The sequence below is a fragment of the Microbacterium sp. zg.Y909 genome, from assembly GCF_024626565.1.
Window position 1 is genome coordinate 24,120 of sequence record NZ_JANJFJ010000014.1, and the last position, 17,190, is coordinate 41,309.

The following is a 17,190-nucleotide window of genomic DNA, read 5'->3' on the forward strand; positions in this document are numbered from 1 at the left end:
TCATTCGGCCGACGCGTCGGCGGCTTCCACGAGCAAGCTGGCGCCGGTGACAGCAACACCGTCGTCCGCGCGGACGACATCGACATCGAGGGTGTAGTCACCATCGCCGCGGAGGTTGGGGATCCAGATGTCGACGCTGGCGCCGTCATCGGTGGTGGGCTGCAGCCGGGCTCCCAGTCGACTGGCATCCCAATGGGCGCTGACATCCTCACCGCTGAGTGACCAGGTCACCAGCAGCGGCACCCCGGCGAGCACGTCGGCGGCGACATCGACGGTGACGGTGTAGCCGAACGGGTCCACGGAGTCGTTCACTTCGACAGCGTCGACCTCCCGCAGGACCGCCGCGAGATGACTTGCCAGCGCGCCGGCGGCTACCGCCCTGTCGAAGGGATCCATGGGGGAGATGTCGTGAGCGGTGGCGGTGGGCATGGGCGACAACGCCATGGCCTCCTCCTTCGTCAGCCGGTACGGTTCCAGACGCTGGTCGTACACCGCCGCGCTCGGCGTCGCCGCCAGGGGATCCGGCAGGGGCACGTCCCTGATCTCTCGGGGACCGTCGAACGCATTTCTCACCGGAAAGTCGAACTCGTGCAGTGTCGATTCGCCGGTGAGGGCGAGCCCGATGCCGGCGGCATCCTGCGCCTGGCCGGGGCTCGTGCACCCGCTGAGGCCGACGACGGCGATCATTCCGGTGGCGATACCCGCACTGATGACGAGTGTGTTCTTCCGCTGCGGTGCAGTCGGAGTTGTGCTGTTGATGGACACGATCTACTTCCTCTCGAATGAGCGTGACCTGATACGGGCGACGCTAGGCGTGAGGGGCTGACCGCCACATGACATGAAATGCCCATTTCGCCGTGGCGTTCGAACCGCTGATGCGGGGATCGACGTGAGCCGGTGGCGGGCATATGTTGGCCGCATGCGGGCCTGGAAACCACCGCTCTTGCCCCGCGCATGGCGCAGCTCCGATCAGCCGCCGTTCGTCGCGCGGGAAGAGGAACTGGATGCCGTGGTCTCGGTGTGGCCCGACGTGGTGAGCGGGTCGGTGCACTGCGTCTTCGTCACGGGAGAGCCGGGAGTCGGCAAGACCAGGCTCATCGCCGAAGCCGCGACCCGGCTCAGCGCGCACGGTGCCGCCGTCTTCGCAGGCTCGTGCGTCGCCGAGTTCGGTGCGCCGTTCGAGCCGCTCGACGCCCCATTGCGCAGGCTGCTGGACCTTGTCCGGGGGGCGACGGCGACGGATGCCGCCAGCCGCTTGATACGCCAGGCCATCACGGCGGACCGCGCAGACCCTGGGCCGGAGGCACGGGACCCGGGCGATCAGCACCGGCTGGCGACGGCGATCGTCGGTCTGCTGAGTGAGGCCGCCGAGAGCCGGCCCATCGTGATCGTCCTGGACGATCTGCACTGGGCCGATGAGGCCGCGCTGCGGCTACTGCCGAGGATGCTCGCCGGGCTCGAGGACAGCTCGGTGCTGCTGCTCGGCGGGGTGCGGTCCACGCATCCGGACCGCTCAGCGGTCGTGGACCGGGTCCTGGCGAACCTCTCGTCCTTCGAAGGAGTGCGGCGCATCTCGCTGCAGACGCTGACGCTGGACGAGGTGCTCACCTATGTGCGCACCCGGTCGACGGCATCCGCCACAGACCTGCTCGAGGTGGCGATGCGACTGCGATTCCTGACGGGAGGCAACCCCTTTCTGCTGCGCGAGGCGTGGCGCTATGCCGGCGACATCGCCGGCCCCGATGTCGCCGGCATCACCTTGCCCGAGTCGGTCAACGATCTGCTGTACACAAGGCTGGACACGATCGATCCCGCGCAGCGCCATCTTCTCGAGGCGGCAGCGGTGCTGGGCATGGACGTTGTTGTGGTCGAGTTGGCCGCGATCTCCGGGGAATCGGCCGAGACCGTGCTGGATGCGCTCGAGCGGGCCCTGGCGGCGGGACTGCTCGAAGCGCCCCATGGCGCAGGCGACGACCTGCGCTTTCCGCACGCGATCGCGCGGCAGGCGGTGCTCGACGGCATTCCCGCGCGAGACCGGCCGGCACTGCACGCACGCGCGGCCGCGATGCTCGAGCAGCGTGCGCCCACCCCCGCCCGGCTGACGCAGCGGCTCGCCTACCACTACGTGCATGCCCTCGACCTGGGCTTTCGGGACGAGGCCGTGTCGTACACGGCCGCGGCGGCGGAGCTCGCGGCATCCAGAATCGCGTACGAAGAGGCGGCGCGACTGTTCGAGCAGGCGGCGGACCTGACCCAGTCGCCGAGCGGGCGCGACGAGCTGCGCCTGGCGGCAGCGCGCAACTGGCTACTCGCGGCAGATTTCGCCCGAGCGCGCGCTCTCGCCGAGCGGGTCTGCGCGCTGGGTACCCCGCTCGATCAGCTGCGCGGCGCGATCCAGTACGAAGAAGCGACCTGGCGGCCGGGCATCCACGGCGGGCGGGCGGTAGAGCTGCTGATGGGCGCGCTGGACTTTCCCGCCGAGCCCGGTTCTCGCGCGGAACGGGTGGAGGCGCTCGCGGCGCTCGCGCGGGCGACGTCGTTCTCGGGGCGCCTGGACGAGGCACGGGTGCGGGCGGCAGAGGCCACTCGGCAGGCTCGCGCACTCGGTGATGCGCAGCTGCTGTTGCGGGTGCTGCGGACGGCATATCTTCACAGCCTCCGGCCCCAGATCCTCAGAGAGGCGTACGACCATGCCGGCGAGATCTGGACAGTCGGCACCGCGCGTGCGACCAGCACGGCGGACATCGGCGAGTGGTTGTATGCCGCCCCCAATTATCGGGCCGCCGCAGCGTACGTCCTCGGCGACAAAGGCGGACTCGAACAGGCAGAGACGGCCCTGATCGCGGCGGCGGCACACGCGGGAAGCTACTGGCAGTACTGGCGCGACTGCGTCGACTACGGCCGGCACTTCATCGCCGGCCGGCTGGGGGCGGCAAGAACCGCATACCGGCGGGCAGCGCGAGCCGAAGCCACGTTCCTGTCGGATGCGCGGTCCAGCGTCGCCGCACAGCAGCTGTACATGATCAAGCGAGAACTCGGACAGCTCGCGCCGGTGCGCGGGATCATCACCGGAACCGAATCACCCCACGAGCACTGGGCGCCGGGGCTGCTCGGCCTGTACACCGAGTTCGAGATGAGGCGGCCGGCGGCGAGGATGCTGGCGTGGCTGCTGGATCAGGACACCGCCATGGCGCATGAGTCCGCGGAGTGGCCCGCCGTGCTGGCACTGCTCGCCGAGGCTGCGATGTTCCTCGAGGACCGCGACGCGGCCGTGCGGCTGCGCCCTCTGATCCTGGAGTACGCCGGTCTGAACCTCATGTCGGGCTACTTCGTCTCGTGCTTCGGCTCGGCGGACCGTTACCTCGGACAGCTCGATGGTCTGCTGGATTCCGGCGACCCGCAGACCTCTTTCGACGCTGCGCTGGCGCTGGACGATCGGCTCGGCGCGGCGCTGGATGCCGCCCACACCCGCACCGCCTTGGCGCACTGGCTGGTCTCGCGCGATGCCCGGTCGCGAGAGGCGCTCGTCCTCGCCGAGCGCGTGTGGGCGGATGCCACAGCCGCAGGCTGGGCCCGCGTGATGCGCGCGGTCGAGCGGGATGCGAGACTGCGCGGTCGCGCCGACGGGCTGACCCCCCGCGAGATCGAGATCCTCCGTCTGATCGATCAGGGCCTGACCAATCGCGACATCGCCGCCCGGCTGTTCATCAGCGAGCACACCGTGGCCAACCACATGCGCAGCATCTTCACCAAGACCTCGAGTTCCAACCGATCCCATGCCGTCCGCTACGCCCGAGATGAGGGCCTGATGTGACGGTGCGCACTACTCCGCTTCGATGAGGTGGCCATTGGGCATGACGCGGCCGGCGACTTCGATCACGCTGTCCGCAGGGAGGCCGGCCCGCTCGGCGGCGGCGCGGATCGCCTCTGCCGAGGGCGCCTCGTAGAGACAGTAGGTCTTGGTTCGGTCGAGCGAGAGATAGGAGAACACCCACCGCACATCTTCTTCATCGTTGATGAGGTTGATCTCGTCCGCGGCATCCACGGGTAGGGCCACCGGTTCGTCGAAGGTTCGCTCGATGACGAAGTACGGCATGCCATCACCACCTTGGATGTGGGGTCAGGGAGTGCTCGGTGGGGTCAGCCTACTCACGCTGCGGCGGGAGACAAGCGGCACTGTGCCCGGATGGTACCGGGTGGTACCGCGTGGTACCTTCCGTGTTACCGTCGAAGCACGTACTCAGGGAGAGGCTTTCGCATGGCGATGAATCTACGTCTCGACGCGGCGCACGAGGAACTCCTCGACGCGCTCGCCGCTCAGGAGCGGCGCACCAAGACAGAAGTCGTCAAGCTTGCGATCGAGGAGCGCGCGGCCAGAGCTGACAAGAGCGCGCGAACTCGCGCCATCTTCCAGCGGATCCTCGACGAGGACGCTGCCCTGCTGGACGCACTTTCGCAGTGACGGATTACCTCGAGCCCGCCGACGTTGAAGACCTCATCGAGTTGGTGGGTTTCCACCTTCGCGACAGAAATCTTCTGCTCTCAGCGCTTGCCGCGCCGCTGCCTGTCTTTGGTTGAAGAGGTCTATCCAGCGCTCCACGACAAGGCTGCCGCGTTGATGATCGCCATCAATCGCGATCACCCTCTCTCGGACGGGAACAAGAGGCTCCCCTGGCTGGTCGCGAAGGCGTTCCTTGCCCTTAACGGGCATCATCTGGCTGCCGAGAATGTTCGCGATGGTGACGAATTCGTTCGGGCAGTGGGTGACGGTCGGCTGGAGTTCGCCGAAGTGGTCGACTGGATCGACACGCACACGACGAGACTGTAGACGGCTCGCGACGGAGCCTGGCCGACCTGGAGCCGGGAGTCGGCACCGGTGGGGACCGGCGGGCACCCCGTCCCTAGACCGCCCGCAGCGCCTCGACGCGAGCCTCGGCATCCGCCGGCGTCCGCGCCGCCCCCGCACCCCGCGTCCGCACCCACACCACCGCGACGGTGATGACGATGATGGCCATCGGCGCCAGCGTCTCCACCGAGGCCACGCCCGCCGACCGGTCGTAGGCGGTGCCGATGTCCACGCGCAGCGCGATGTCGAACACGAAGTTCACCGTGTTGAACATCGCGTGCAGCACGATCGCGATCTCGAGTCCTCCGGTGCGCCAGGTGATCAGCGACAGCCCCACGGCGAAGACGAGGTACCAGGCGTTGAGCCACACATCGCTCGAGAGGTGGACGATGGCAAACACCACGCTCGAGACGACGATGCCGAGCGCGAGTCCCGCCCGGGCGCCACGCGCCCATCCGCCAGCGACGCGGAAGAGCGCGACCGGCATCGGCCCCGCGTGCGGGGCGCGTACTCCGCGAAGAAACGCCAGATGTGAGGATGGGGCCGTGTCAGAAGTGCTCCCGCCCGCCCGATCCGTGCGACGTCGGTCTCCCGTCCTGCAGGTGCTGACGCTGTTCGGGGACTACTGGTGGGGCGTGGAGAAGCCGTTGCCCACCGGCGCGATCCTGGCGGCGATGGCGGACCTCGGGGTCAAGCAGCCCGCTGCGCGCGCCGCTCTGGTGCGGATGACGCAGGACGGCATTCTCGAGGTCTCCCGCGCAGGCCGCCGCACGAGCCATGCGCTCGCTTCTCGCGGGGCGGAGCTCGTACGGGAGGAGGCCGGCTGGCTGCGCCGGTTCGGCAGGATCGAGCCGGAGTGGGATGGATGCTGGAGCGTGCTGATGTTCTCGATCCCCGAGGCCGAGCGCGCGCTGCGCCACCGGGCTCGCGCCGTCCTGCGGTGGTCCGGCTACGCGCCTCTCTACGACGGGGTCTGGATCTCCCCGACCGGTTCCGTCGAGGACACGACCGCTCAGTTGCGCGCCGCGGGCGTGTCGGACGTCACGTCGCTGCGTGCACCGCTGGCCATGACGTCGACGGACGGGCCGCTGCGGGCGTGGGGCATCGCGGCCGTCCGGCAGGAGTACGCGCGCTTCCTAGACCGCCTCGCCGCCGGGCCGCGCACCGAAGCCGGGGGAGCGGCCCTCGCGACGCGCACCGACCTGATGCTCGACTGGCAGGCATTCCGTCACATCGATCCCGGTCATCCCGCCCGGCTTCTGCCGGCTGACTGGCCCCGCGCCACCGCACGGGGCGTGTTCGTCCGCACGTACGACGCCCTCGGCGAGAGTGCGGAGGAGCGGATGCGGGACCACGTGCGTGCCGTCGACGACGCGCTTGCGGCCTTCGTCACGCCGCAACGCCTCGGTGAGGAGGGCGCCGTCCAATAGTTCACGGATCATTGACGCGCGTCACTCAGCTTTCTACTATCAGGGCCACGGGGCGACGGGGCCCCGACGACGACGACGTCGATAGCGGAGGACGCACATGAGTCACCGACCGTTCGTACGCCTGGGGGCCTGCGCTGCTGCGGTGGCCGGCCTGATCATCTCGCTGGCACTTCCGTTGCCGGCGACCGCCGCGGTCGGCGATGCCGCGCTGGACGTCTCGGTCGTCTCGAGCCGGCCCGATAGCGTCACCGGCGGCGATGCGCTCCTGCGCATCAGCGGCGCACAGGGCGACGTGCGCGTAACCGCTGCGGGCGTCGACGTGACCGGCGTCTTCGCACCCCACGACGACGGGCTGATCGGCCTGGTCGAGCAGCTCCCGCTGGGGGTGAGCGATGTCGTGGTCGAATCCGGCGGTGACCGCGCGTCGGTCGAGCTGGAGAACCACCCGATCACCGGCCCGGTGTTCTCGGGCCCCCAGCATCCGATGTACTGCACCGCGTCGACGCCCCCGTGGAACCTCGGCGAGGTCGATGAGAACTGCCATGTCGCCGAGCCCACGGTGAGCCACCAGTACCGCACGACGGACGGTCGCTTCCTGCCCTATCCCGCCGACGGGACCGTCCCGGGCGACCTCGCCACCGCGACGATCGACGGACGCACCGTCCCGTATGTCGTCCGACTGGAACGAGGGACGATCAACCGGGCCGTGTACGAGACGGCCGTGCTGCACCAGCCCGGCGAGCCTGCGCCGGCGCCGGGCGCCGCGCCGTCCGGGTGGAACGGGAGACTCGCCTACACGTTCGGCGGGGCCTGCGGGGTCGGCTACTGGCAGGGCACCGGCACGGGCGGGGTGCTCACGGATGAGCTGCTGGCTCGGGGGTATGCCGTGGCATCCGCCACGTTCAACGTCTACGCGCAGAACTGCAACGACGTCACCAGCGCGGAGACGGCGATGATGGTCAAGGAGCACGTCATCGAACAGTTCGGCCCCGTCACGTACACGATCGGATGGGGCGGCTCGGCCGGCACGATGCAGCAATTGCTGCTGTCGAACAACTACCCCGGCATCATCGACGGTGTCTTGGGGGAGATCGGGTACCCGGACGAGCGCACCACCACCGTGACCGGGCACGACTGCAGCAACCTGCTGGGCTACTGGGCTTCGGCCGAGGGTGCCGGCTGGACCGACGAGCAGAAGCTGGCGGTGACCGGTCAGGCCGTGATGCAGACCTGCGTCGGATTCAGCTGGTTCACCGGTGTCGACACCGATCCGGCCGCCTGCAACGCCCTCATCCCCGCGGAAGAGCGCTGGTCCACGGCGAATCCGGACGGTCTGCGGTGCACGATCTCGGACATGGTCAAGAACGTCTACGGCGTCGACGAGCAGGGGCGGGCACTCCGCCCCATCCCTGACGGTGTGGGTCTGCAGTACGGCCTGTCGGCGCTTCAGGACGGCGTCATCTCGGTCGACCAGTTCCTGAGTCTGAACGCGAACGCGGGGGGCTTCGACATCGACGGCGCCCGCACCGCATCCCGTTCCGAGGCCAGCATCGAGGCGATCACGCGCGCGTTCGAGACCGGGCGGGTCAACACCATGACGGGTGGGCTCGCCTTCACCCCCGTGATCGAGATCCGCCCCTACGCCGATCTCACCGGCGACTTCCACGACCGGTACCGGTCCGCCATCATCCGGGAGCGCATGCTGGCGGCGCACGGCGACGCGGCCACCCACGTGAGCTGGACGAGCGGCTCGAGTCCGGCCAGCTCCGGGCCGATGCGCGCGCAAGCGCTGACGCAGCTCGAGCAGTGGCTCGACAACATCATCGCGCGGGGCGGCCAGGGATCGCGGGAACGCACCATCGAGGCACGTCCGGCAGGACTGACCGACGGGTGCTTCGACGCCTCGGGTACGTTCATCGCCGAACCGCTGGACTACGCCGACCCGGCGAAGGCCTGCAACCAGCTCTACCCGTACCACTCCGACCCGCGCTTCGAGGCAGGGGAGCCGCTCACGCGTGACGTGCTCAAGTGCGAGCTCACCGCTCCTGTCCGCGGCGACTACCCCGTCCTCACGGACGAGCAATGGCAGGAGCTGCAGAACGTCTTCGCAGACGGCGTGTGCGACTGGAGCAAGCCCAGCCAGGGGTATGCCGAACTGAGCGGCACCTGGCTGGACTTCGGGACCACGCAGCGTGCGGAGCTGGGCGAGCCGCAGCTGCGCGGCGACGCATGGATCGGCCGTGAACTGACGGTCGACGTGGCGGCCGACAACTCCGCCACGCTGACCTACCAGTGGCTGGCGGACGGTTCGCCCATCGCCGGCGCGCAGGGCGCCACCTTCGTCGTCACCGAGGAGCAGCGCGGATCGGCGATCACCGTGCGCGTCGGCGCGAGCATGGCCGATCGGATCGCGGTGACCCGGGTCTCGGCACCCAGCGCGGCCGTGGCGAACGCGCCCGTCGACCCGACGCCCGCACCGACGCCGGCTCCGACCGTCCCTGCCCCGGACCCGACGGATCCGGATGCCGGTGCTTGGGCGATCGTGGATGTGGGCGACGGCCGGGTCGCGCAGGGTGGCACCCTGCTCGTGCGCGTCAGCGGGCTCACCCCGGGACAGCAGATCGGCGCCGAGGTGCAGAGCGATCCGCTGGTGGTGCGGAACGTGCCTGCGGCGGGCCCGGACGGGCGGGTCGAGTTCCGGGTGGCGATCCCGGCGTCGTTCCCGGTCGGTGCACACGCCCTCGTCCTCAGCGCGGCAGGGGAGTCCGACATCCGCACGCCCATCGCCGTGCTGCGCGCGGGTGCGCTCGGGATCACCGGCGCCGAGGCGCCGTGGGGCATCGCGCTCCTCAGCGCCGCGCTGCTCTGCGCGGGCGGGCTCATGTACGTCCTCCGCCGGCGCCGGAGGGTGTGAGTGTCACGCCGCCGCGGGTGCCCACCCTGGGTCGAGCGCGATGTGCACAAGCTCAGCGTGCAGGACCTGTGACCGTGCGCTTCACGAGATCGATGTCCGCCAGCCGGGGCGTGCGGTACGCCCCGCCCTCGGCGACGTACTCCCCGCCATGCCGCGTGAGGTGGCGGGCGAACAGCGGGCACACCGGCACCACGGTGACGCCCCGGCGGATGCTGTCCGCGAGCGCCTCGCGCAGCAGCAGCACGCCGATGCCACGGCCGCCGTACGCCGGATCGACCTCGGTGTGGAAGAAGATCCGCTCGGCGCGTCCCTCCGGCGCGTCGATGAAGTCCGCGCGCCCGGCGACGCGCCCGTCGGCGGACCTCGCGATGTAGCTGCTGATCCGATCCCCGATTGCGAGGCGCACCGTCGTCGCAGTTTCGCCCGTGCCGGTCGTTGTCTCCTGGGTCATGTCCTTCTCCTTATCTGTGGTGAGGTTCCGAGATCGTGGTCGGCGAAGATCAGGCATCCCGGCGCTTGAGCAGCACCGCTGCGGCGGTGAACAGCACCACGGCCCAGGCAACGAGCACGAGCCCGCCCTGCCACGGTTCGGTGAGCCAGCCGGCGGATTCCGGTGCGAGAAGGTCCACCCAGCTCTGCTCGGTCGGGTAGCTGAAGAGGAGGCTGCCGGCGGTCGAGGGCAGCAGCATCGCGAGGTTCTCCACCCAGCCCGGCGACGCGAAGCCGATCACGAGGGCCAGCACGAGCGGTGCCGCCAGCACCAGGCCGAGGGCCACCGCGATGCCTCCGGCGGTATTGCGCAGGAGCGCTCCGATGCCGAACGCGATGAGACCCACCAGCACGAGGTAGCCCACACCCCCGAGCAGCGCGAGCCAGTACTGCGGGTCGTCGAGGGCGACATAGAGGCCGTCGGCTGCGAACAGCGCCGCCGAGACCGGAGCCGTGATCGCGAACGTAACGGCGCTCACGACGAAGGTCACGGCGGCGAAGACGAGCGCCTTGGCGAGCAGCGCCGGCATGCGCTTCGGCACGGAGGTGAGGGTCGACCGGATCATGCCGGTGCCGTACTCGCCGGCGATGATGAGCACGCCGAGCACGCTCACGATGAGTGCGCCGACGTCGGTGCTGACCATCACGGCGTACACCGCCATGTCCTGCACCGCGTCTTGGGTGGGAACGGCTTCGACGCCCTGGAAGCTGAGCGACGCGGACATCTGCGCCCCGAATCCGACCGTGAGCACCACCAGGATCGCGTAGGCCCACCAGGTGGAGCGGATGCTGCGGAGCTTGATCCACTCCGCGCGCACCACACCGGTGAAGCGCAGATCGTGACCGACGGGGGAGAGGGCGGGGTGCGTGGCGGTGGTGCTCATCGGGTCGCCTCCGTGCTGCGGTATTCGACGTCGTCTCGGGTCAGCTCCAGGTAGGCATCTTCGAGAGACCGGGCCACGGGGGTGAGTCCGTACACGACGATGCCGGCGGCTGCGGCGATCTCGGCGATGCGCGGCGCGGTGAGCCCGATCACCGACACCAGGTCGTGTTCCAGGGGCGTCACGGTCGCACCCTCCGTTTCGAGCAGGCGGGAGAGCCCGACGACCCGCGGCGTGCGCACCTGCACCGACTCGCCCTCGGTGCCCGCGAGGATCTCGCTCACGGGAGCGTCGGCGACGATGCGTCCACGGCCGAGGATGATGAGGTGATCGGCCGTCTGCGCCATCTCGCTCATCAGGTGCGAGGAGAGGAAGACGGTGCGCCCCTCGGCCGCGAGGCTTCGCGCGAGCCGGCGCACCCACACGACGCCCTCGGGGTCGAGCCCATTCACCGGCTCGTCGAGGATGAGGGTCGCCGGGTCTCCCAGCAGCGCGACGGCGAGCCCGAGCCGCTGACCCATGCCCAGCGAGAACCCGCCCACGCGCTTGCGCGCGACGGAGTCGAGCCCCGTGAGCGCGATCACCTCGTCCACGCGGTTCGACCCGATGCGATGCGTGGCTGCCACCGCGAGCAGATGGTTGCGGGCGCTGCGACCGGGATGCACGGCGTCGGCATCCAGCAGTGCGCCCACCTGACGAAGCGGGGCGCGATGCCGGGCATAGGGCATGCCGTTCACCGTCACCGAACCGGACGACGGGCGGTCCAGGCCCATGATCATGCGCATCGTGGTGGACTTTCCGGCCCCATTGGGACCCAGGAACCCGGTCACCACCCCGGAACGCACGGTGAAGTCGATGCCGTCGACGGCGGTCTTCGCGCCGTAGCGCTTGGTCAGGGAGTTTGCTTCGATCACGGAGGTGCTCCAGGTGTTTCTGCGTCCGATGACGCTGTGAGAGGGGGGGAGTCGAGGCGGCTCCCGCGGGACGAACCCAGTGGACACCGTGTTGTCGGCACAGGGTCAAGCGGGGGCGGGAACTCACCCGTCAGAAGCCGCTGCAGACGGCGCGCGGACGGGTACTCACCCGGTCAGAACCCGCCCCCGACGACACGCGGCACAGCCACCCGAACCGCCTGCGCGATCGGCGTCGCGCCCTGGTTGAGTTCGAGGATCTGCCGGGAGATCCGGGTCTCGTGCAGCAGCTCAGCGAGGGTGGCTGCGACGTCTTCGCGCGGGATCTCGTCGTGCGGCTGGGCGGGCCCGAGCGCCACGGTGCCGTTCGCGGGATCATCCACGAGCATCGACGGTCTCAGGATCAGCCAGTCGAGGTCGCTCATGCTGACGGTGACGTCGACGAGCTTCTTCACGGCGTAGTAGAACTCCTCGTCGGCGCTGAGGTGCTGCCCGCGACCGGCCTCGGGCAGCACCGACACCAGCGCGAAGCGCCGCACTCCGGCGAGGGACACGGCCTCGAGGGCCGTCACCACTCCTTCGCCGTCGATCGCGACAGTATCGGGGCGGGCACCGGCGTTCGAGCCGGCGGTGTAGACGACGGCATCCATTCCCGTCAGCAGGGACGCCAGGTCGTCCGCGCTCAGAGAGCCCAGCTCCCCGACGCTCGCGTCGACGCCGCGGGCCGCGAGCGCGGCGCGCTGCTGCTCGCGGCGCACGAGGCCCGAGACGTGGTCGCCGCGGTCGATGAGCTCCTGCGCCAGCAGACCGCCGATCGCGCCGCTGACCCCGATGATGAAAACCCTCATGCACCGCTCCCTTCCGCCGAAGACGACGTGGGAACACTCCACCCCCTGTTCCCGGCACCGGGTCAAGCGGGGGTGTGAATAGGTCAGGACAGCTGCATGTCCTTCTTCCGCCCTGCAACGCCGATGGACTTCGCCAAGCGTGCCACCGTCTGGCAATACGGTGAGTTGATGAACGTGTTCGACCCCAATCGGTTCTGGCCGAACGGAGATGCAGACTCCCGCGAGTGGCGATACATGGAGGGTGCCGACCGGGACGACTGGCGCGAAGCCTGTCGTGAGGCGTATAAGCGCAACTCCCGCGAGTATGCCGAGCCGAGTGGCATCCTCCTTCTGGTCTCCCAGGAAGAAGCAAGCGGCGCGCCGATTTATGAGGCGGGCGCACGAAATGGACTGGCGCCGACCTGGGACGCTGTGCGCGGCACGGACTATGTCGCGGCAGCGAAGTGGGATATCGCAGCGGGCGAGGCGCGAGCGATCATCGTCGACCTCGTCCCCACGCCCGACAATCCGCATGACCCGACTGCAGTTGCTGTGGAGTATCAAGGCATCAAGCTAGGCAACCTCTCCCGGGGCTACGCCGCATACTCACATTGGATCTTCCGGCAGTTGAACTATCGCGGACTCCGCGTGAGGACTGCAGCGGTGTACCGCGCCTTCTATCGTCCTGAGATCAGGCTGGCCACCCCGGAGGCATTCGTCGCGTTGCCGCCGCTGCCCGGACTGGCCCGTTACATGCCCTCGATGGATGAGCAGAGTCTGGGGTTCCGCCGTCTCTGGGATGCACTCGATGCGAGTCTTCAGGATGAGATTCGCGCCGACTGGTATCACTTGTCCGAGGAGGTAGCACCGAAGCTGATCCGATACGCGTCGGCATTCCCAGAGCTCACGTTGCCGACGCAAGCGAGCTCCGACATGCCGAAGGCATTCGATGTAGCCATGCAAACCGTGCGTCTTGAGGAAGCAGCCGCCAGAGAGGCTGAGAGGGAAGCTGCGAAGGCTCTGGAACGCGAAACGATCAAGGTGCTCGTCACCGAGCGGCTTACCCGCCAAGAGATCGCGGAACGAATGCAGATTCCTCGCGGACGCGTCGACCGCATCGTCAAGGAACTCGGGATCGCAGCGGACGTTGAGATCCGCCAGCCCTTTCGGATCAGCGACGAGCGCAAGCGGGAGATTCTTGAACGCGCAACGCGCGGCGAGTCGAACGCTCAGATCGAGCGCGAGATGAAACTTGGCCAGGGTCGCGCTGCCAAAGTGCTCAGCGAGAACGGTATCTCTCGAGGTCCTGCCCGCGGCGGGCTCAGCGACTTCCACCGCGCATCGATGAAGCGCCGGCTCGACGCTGCGAATGAGGCATTGGGCTTGCAGGACGCTGGGCTGACTCGCAACGAGATCTCGATACGGCTCGGCGTGGGTTCGTCTACAACCAAGACATACCTCGCGGATGCCCGGTTCTTCGCGGCCCCCGAAGACAACACGATGCGCTTGGAGCACGCCGCGGCGGCGCGGCATCGGCAACTCACCGGCGGGCAGGCGCGTAATGCGGCCGAGCGGCGGGGGATCGCTGACGCTAACATCCTCGACGTGGTCAAGCCCGGCTGGATCTGAGCTTGGGCTGCGCGGAGCCCTCCGGCCTTTCGCTCGATCGCGATGGTTCGCAGGGCGAGCCGACGATCTCGCCTGCACCACGCTTCCGGTGGCGCGTAGCTCGCGCCCGCGCGGGCTCAGTATCCTTCGTCGGATTGGGGATAGTCGGTGTTCTCGCTACTGCTTCCGCGGGACATTCATAAGAACGTCGTTTGCCTGGCCTTTGTCCAGCACCCAGCGGGCGTTCTTTGGGTGATTCGGGTATCGCTTGCGCAGGTAGGTGCGTACGACTAGGCCGGGCCTGGATTCATCGTGATATCCCAGCATCCGCGCCAATTCTGAGGGCTCATACGTCTCCGCACCTTGTTTCCCCGGCCCGATCCCGCTGGTGGGTGTAGGCGGCAAGACGCTGCCATCCTGTGCTTCACTGCGCCCGACGTCACTACGGCGGTCGGCCCGATCCGCGCCTGACGTGCGGCTGATGATCAGTGCATGGAGCGCCGTGAGATCGAGCGGGGCACGTCCGAGAAGCGCGTCACCGAGCCGGGCAGCCCCCACGCGATCGTGCACAGAAAGGCGCGCGAGGGTCACCGACCCTGCTGCAGCTGCTGCGTCGCGCATCGCGTCGTACACGGCACGCTGTTTCCAGCGCGGTGAACCCGCTTGTTCGAGAGTGCGGGTCGGGTCTGCTGGGCCAAACTGGGCGACCGCCCCGTCGGTCGTCCAGAACCCTCCTCCGGAGTGACTCTTGAGGGCAACGCGTTCGAACTCGGAACAGTGCGCCAGGTAGTCGTTTCGCCAGGGCAGATCGGCGGCCCACCCCATGTTGAGGGTTGCCGCTCGGTAGCGATTGAAATGCTGTTCCTCGTCGAGCTCGACGATGAGCCCGTTGGTCGTCGGAATGTCCCACCCCCGCGGCCTAAGTGTTGGCATATCAAGTACCCCGCCAATGTGCTTGTAGGCCGCCATTACCCACGATGCTGTGGGCTCGGGTAATCCCGGAAATCGCGGAACCTGCGCATTACCCCCAAGTTGATGACCGAGCTTCTGAAGAGCGAGTGCGAGAGCGTTCTGTCGCTTAAGTGGAGCCATGTGAATGACTCTCGCACGTGTTTGCGCAGTGTCGGAAGCTGTCCGAAGTGTTTCTAATGTTCACCTTGACCGGGGTGTTTTCCGGTGTCCATAATGTCCAGCTTGATCACCCTTTGACCGCGATGGACGCGACCGAATTGGGCAAAGATGACGGCCGTCGGCGCCAGCTCGCTAGACACCCCACCCCTGTTTCGGCAGGGTCAGAGGGGGGCGTGAACGGGGTCAGGACAGTGGCATGTCGCGCAGCTGCCGGCGGGACGTGATGCCGAGCTTGCGGAAGATGTTGCGCAGGTGCGCCTCGATCGTGCGCGGGCTGAGGAACAGCTGCGTGCCGACCTCGCGCGACGTCGCGCCTGCCGCCACCAGCCGTGCGATGTGCAACTCCTGGGCGGTGAGGGCGTCGGTCGGCTGCGCGGTGCGCTTCTGCGGGTGCTCGCCGGTGGCGCGCAGCTCGCGGGCCGCGCGTTGGGCGAACGCCTCGGCCCCCATGGTCGTCAGCATGTCGTGGGCGGTGCGCAGCTGTTCGCGGGCGTCCTGGCGCCGGCCCTCGCGACGCAGCCACTCGCCGTAGACGAGGTGCGTGCGGGCCAGGTGGGCCGCCATACGGCTGCGCGCGAGGTGGTCGATCGCGTCGCGGTAGTGGTCCTCGGCGGCCGGCCCAGGGGTGGTCAACGCTTGCGAACGGGCGGCCAGTCCGAGGGCCCAGGGGGTGCCGGCGGCGTTCGCTCGTGCGGTGAGCTCTGCGAGTGCTTCGGTCGCGCTCTCGAGCTGGCCGGAACGGCTGGCCGCCTCGATGAGTTCGGAGTAGATGAGGTTGTTGTACTTCAGGCCTTCGGATTCGATGCCGCGTGCCGCGGCGCTCTGTGCCGCCGCGTAGTCGCCCGAACCGTTGTGCAACACCGCCAAGGCGTACCCGGCAATGGTCATCTCGGCGCTGCGCCCGCGGGCGGGGCCCGCCTGGCCGATCATTGAGGTGATCTCCGCGGCCTCTTCGGCATGGCCGCGCCACGCAGCCAGGATGAGGCGCGTGTGGAGGTGGAGTCCGGCCTTGGTGGCCGCTGCGGCCTCGGTCTGCTCGGCCGCCCGGGTGAACTCACCGGAGAGCACGAGCATGACGGACTGGACGAGGAGAGCCGCGGGGAGCGTGGCCAGCGCGCCGGCTTCACGGGCCGACCGCATATGGTGCGCGCCGAGCGTGAAGAAGAGGTCCTCGTCGAAGACCGTCATCGCCGTCCGCGCCGCGAGCCATCCCCAGCGGCGGATGTCTGCGTCGGTCGCCGGGTCACCGCTTACGCCGTCGCAGAATGCGGCCAGCGCCTGCCGCAACTCCGGCACGCCCGCCGCGTGCCCCCGGGTGAACGTGGTCACCAGCCCGTCGAGCAGCAGATCCGCCGGTCGTGGTGACCCAGGCGGGGCGGGTGCCCTGCGGGCGGCCTCAGCCACGTCCCGCACCGCGGAGCCCATCCCGGGGTCGCCGGTGCTGATCGCGGCGTCGAGTGCGTCGAGGTAGGTTTCGCGTGAGAGCGCCGGATGCAGGGGGGCAAGGCTCTCGGCCGCCTTCAACAGCATCACCGGCCCCTCACCGTCGCGTGCGACGTGGTACGCGATCCGAGCGCGCAGCAGCTCGACGCGGGCCTGCTGCAGCGCGTCGAGCGGCCCCGCGGCGGCCATCGCCAGCAGTTCAGATGCCGCTTCGGACGCGCCGGCCTCGTGCTTGGTGTGCGCAGCTTCCAGCGCGCGGCGCGCCCGCGCGCCCGGCTCCGGAGTAAGCGTCGCCGCCTGCTGCATGAACGCCGCCGATGCGGCCAGCCCGCCGCGGGCACGTGCGCGACCCGCCGACCGCTCCAGCTCGGCGGCGGCATCCTCATCGGTGCCCTGCACTGCCTGGGCGCGGTGCCAGGCGCGGCGGTCGGGGTCGGTGTCGGGGTCGGTGGCGGCCGCCAGGGCGTCGTGCGCGCGACGCACGTCGGGCGGCGGCGCATCACGATAGACGGCCGAGCGTACGAGCGGATGCCGGAAGGTGACCCGATTGTCGACGACCAGCAGCCCGGCGGCCTCGGCAGGTGCGAGGGCGTCTTCAGCGACGCCGAGCTGCGCCGACACGCGGCACAGCAGCGCCGCGTCTCCGGTGGGGTCCGCTGCCGCGGCGAGCAGCAGCAGCTGGGTGTCGGCGGGCAGGCTGCGGGATCGGC

15 protein-coding genes are annotated in these 17,190 nt (G+C 69.1%); 6 read left to right on the forward strand and 9 right to left on the reverse strand.

What is annotated here, in order from left to right; translation table 11 throughout:
- Nucleotides 1-765 (reverse strand): hypothetical protein, encoded by a 765-nt coding sequence (locus NQ160_RS02620; protein WP_257513685.1) that lies wholly within the window; start codon nt 763-765, stop codon nt 1-3.
- A 154-nt stretch (nt 766-919) separates the two neighbouring features.
- On the opposite strand from NQ160_RS02620, the gene NQ160_RS02625 reads away from it, so the two are divergent.
- A complete protein-coding gene (locus NQ160_RS02625; protein WP_257513686.1) occupies nt 920-3,814 on the forward strand; it encodes a helix-turn-helix transcriptional regulator in 2,895 nt (964 codons plus the stop codon).
- Nucleotides 3,815-3,823: 9 nt separating this feature from the next.
- On the opposite strand, the gene NQ160_RS02630 is transcribed toward NQ160_RS02625, so the two are convergent.
- Nucleotides 3,824-4,096, reverse strand: coding sequence for a DUF4242 domain-containing protein (locus NQ160_RS02630; RefSeq protein WP_257495614.1), 273 nt, complete (start codon nt 4,094-4,096; stop codon nt 3,824-3,826).
- A gap of 162 nt (nt 4,097-4,258) precedes the next feature.
- Between NQ160_RS02630 and NQ160_RS02635 the strand changes: the two genes are divergently transcribed.
- Entirely contained in the window at nt 4,259-4,462 is a 204-nt protein-coding gene (locus NQ160_RS02635; RefSeq protein ID WP_257513687.1) for a hypothetical protein, read from the forward strand.
- Nucleotides 4,463-4,618: 156 nt separating this feature from the next.
- Nucleotides 4,619-4,828 (forward strand): hypothetical protein, encoded by a 210-nt coding sequence (locus tag NQ160_RS24945; RefSeq protein ID WP_374113621.1) that lies wholly within the window; start codon nt 4,619-4,621, stop codon nt 4,826-4,828.
- 73 nt (nt 4,829-4,901) lie between these two features.
- Here NQ160_RS24945 and NQ160_RS02645 read toward each other — a convergent pair whose 3' ends face one another.
- Nucleotides 4,902-5,333, reverse strand: coding sequence for a CPBP family intramembrane glutamic endopeptidase (locus NQ160_RS02645; protein ID WP_257513689.1), 432 nt, complete (start codon nt 5,331-5,333; stop codon nt 4,902-4,904).
- A 58-nt stretch (nt 5,334-5,391) separates the two neighbouring features.
- Between NQ160_RS02645 and NQ160_RS02650 the strand changes: the two genes are divergently transcribed.
- Nucleotides 5,392-6,276, forward strand: coding sequence for a PaaX family transcriptional regulator (locus tag NQ160_RS02650; RefSeq protein ID WP_257513690.1), 885 nt, complete (start codon nt 5,392-5,394; stop codon nt 6,274-6,276).
- Nucleotides 6,277-6,373: 97 nt separating this feature from the next.
- Nucleotides 6,374-9,190 carry a DUF6351 family protein gene (locus tag NQ160_RS02655; protein WP_257513691.1) on the forward strand — a complete coding sequence of 939 codons (2,817 nt, stop codon included), beginning with the start codon at nt 6,374-6,376 and terminating at the stop codon, nt 9,188-9,190.
- 52 nt (nt 9,191-9,242) lie between these two features.
- On the opposite strand, the gene NQ160_RS02660 is transcribed toward NQ160_RS02655, so the two are convergent.
- The 4 genes from NQ160_RS02660 to NQ160_RS02675 all read right to left on the reverse strand — a co-directional run bounded on the left by NQ160_RS02660 (nt 9,243) and on the right by NQ160_RS02675 (nt 12,319).
- Nucleotides 9,243-9,641: a GNAT family N-acetyltransferase gene (locus NQ160_RS02660; RefSeq protein WP_257513692.1), complete on the reverse strand. Its 399-nt coding sequence runs from the start codon at nt 9,639-9,641 to the stop codon at nt 9,243-9,245.
- Nucleotides 9,642-9,690: 49 nt separating this feature from the next.
- Nucleotides 9,691-10,563, reverse strand: coding sequence for an ABC transporter permease (locus NQ160_RS02665; RefSeq protein WP_257513693.1), 873 nt, complete (start codon nt 10,561-10,563; stop codon nt 9,691-9,693).
- A complete protein-coding gene (locus tag NQ160_RS02670; protein ID WP_257513694.1) occupies nt 10,560-11,474 on the reverse strand; it encodes an ABC transporter ATP-binding protein in 915 nt (304 codons plus the stop codon). Before NQ160_RS02670 ends, NQ160_RS02665 begins: the two co-directional genes overlap by 4 nt.
- A 173-nt stretch (nt 11,475-11,647) precedes the next feature.
- Nucleotides 11,648-12,319, reverse strand: coding sequence for an NAD(P)H-binding protein (locus NQ160_RS02675; protein WP_257513695.1), 672 nt, complete (start codon nt 12,317-12,319; stop codon nt 11,648-11,650).
- A gap of 96 nt (nt 12,320-12,415) precedes the next feature.
- Here NQ160_RS02675 and NQ160_RS02680 point away from each other — a divergent pair, with 96 nt between their 5' ends.
- Entirely contained in the window at nt 12,416-13,927 is a 1,512-nt protein-coding gene (locus tag NQ160_RS02680; RefSeq protein ID WP_257513696.1) for a hypothetical protein, read from the forward strand.
- Nucleotides 13,928-14,083: 156 nt separating this feature from the next.
- On the opposite strand, the gene NQ160_RS02685 is transcribed toward NQ160_RS02680, so the two are convergent.
- Together NQ160_RS02685 and NQ160_RS02690 are read right to left on the reverse strand one after the other, a co-directional pair.
- Entirely contained in the window at nt 14,084-14,875 is a 792-nt protein-coding gene (locus NQ160_RS02685; protein WP_257513697.1) for a DUF7255 family protein, read from the reverse strand.
- Nucleotides 14,876-15,220: 345 nt separating this feature from the next.
- Nucleotides 15,221-17,190 (reverse strand): LuxR family transcriptional regulator (locus NQ160_RS02690; protein ID WP_257513698.1); only part of this gene is annotated, 1,970 nt, incomplete at its 5' end.

Coding starts and splice junctions, on each gene's coding strand:
- NQ160_RS02625 (WP_257513686.1), top strand. CDS start 920: ATGCGGGCCTGGAAACCACCGCTCTTGCCCCGCGCATGGCGCAGCTCC.
- NQ160_RS02630 (WP_257495614.1), bottom strand. CDS start 4,096: ATGCCGTACTTCGTCATCGAGCGAACCTTCGACGAACCGGTGGCCCTA.
- NQ160_RS02635 (WP_257513687.1), top strand. CDS start 4,259: ATGGCGATGAATCTACGTCTCGACGCGGCGCACGAGGAACTCCTCGAC.
- NQ160_RS24945 (WP_374113621.1), top strand. CDS start 4,619: ATGATCGCCATCAATCGCGATCACCCTCTCTCGGACGGGAACAAGAGG.
- NQ160_RS02645 (WP_257513689.1), bottom strand. CDS start 5,333: ATGCCGGTCGCGCTCTTCCGCGTCGCTGGCGGATGGGCGCGTGGCGCC.
- NQ160_RS02655 (WP_257513691.1), top strand. CDS start 6,374: ATGAGTCACCGACCGTTCGTACGCCTGGGGGCCTGCGCTGCTGCGGTG.
- NQ160_RS02660 (WP_257513692.1), bottom strand. CDS start 9,641: ATGACCCAGGAGACAACGACCGGCACGGGCGAAACTGCGACGACGGTG.
- NQ160_RS02665 (WP_257513693.1), bottom strand. CDS start 10,563: ATGAGCACCACCGCCACGCACCCCGCCCTCTCCCCCGTCGGTCACGAT.
- NQ160_RS02675 (WP_257513695.1), bottom strand. CDS start 12,319: ATGAGGGTTTTCATCATCGGGGTCAGCGGCGCGATCGGCGGTCTGCTG.
- NQ160_RS02680 (WP_257513696.1), top strand. CDS start 12,416: ATGTCCTTCTTCCGCCCTGCAACGCCGATGGACTTCGCCAAGCGTGCC.
- NQ160_RS02685 (WP_257513697.1), bottom strand. CDS start 14,875: ATGGCGGCCTACAAGCACATTGGCGGGGTACTTGATATGCCAACACTT.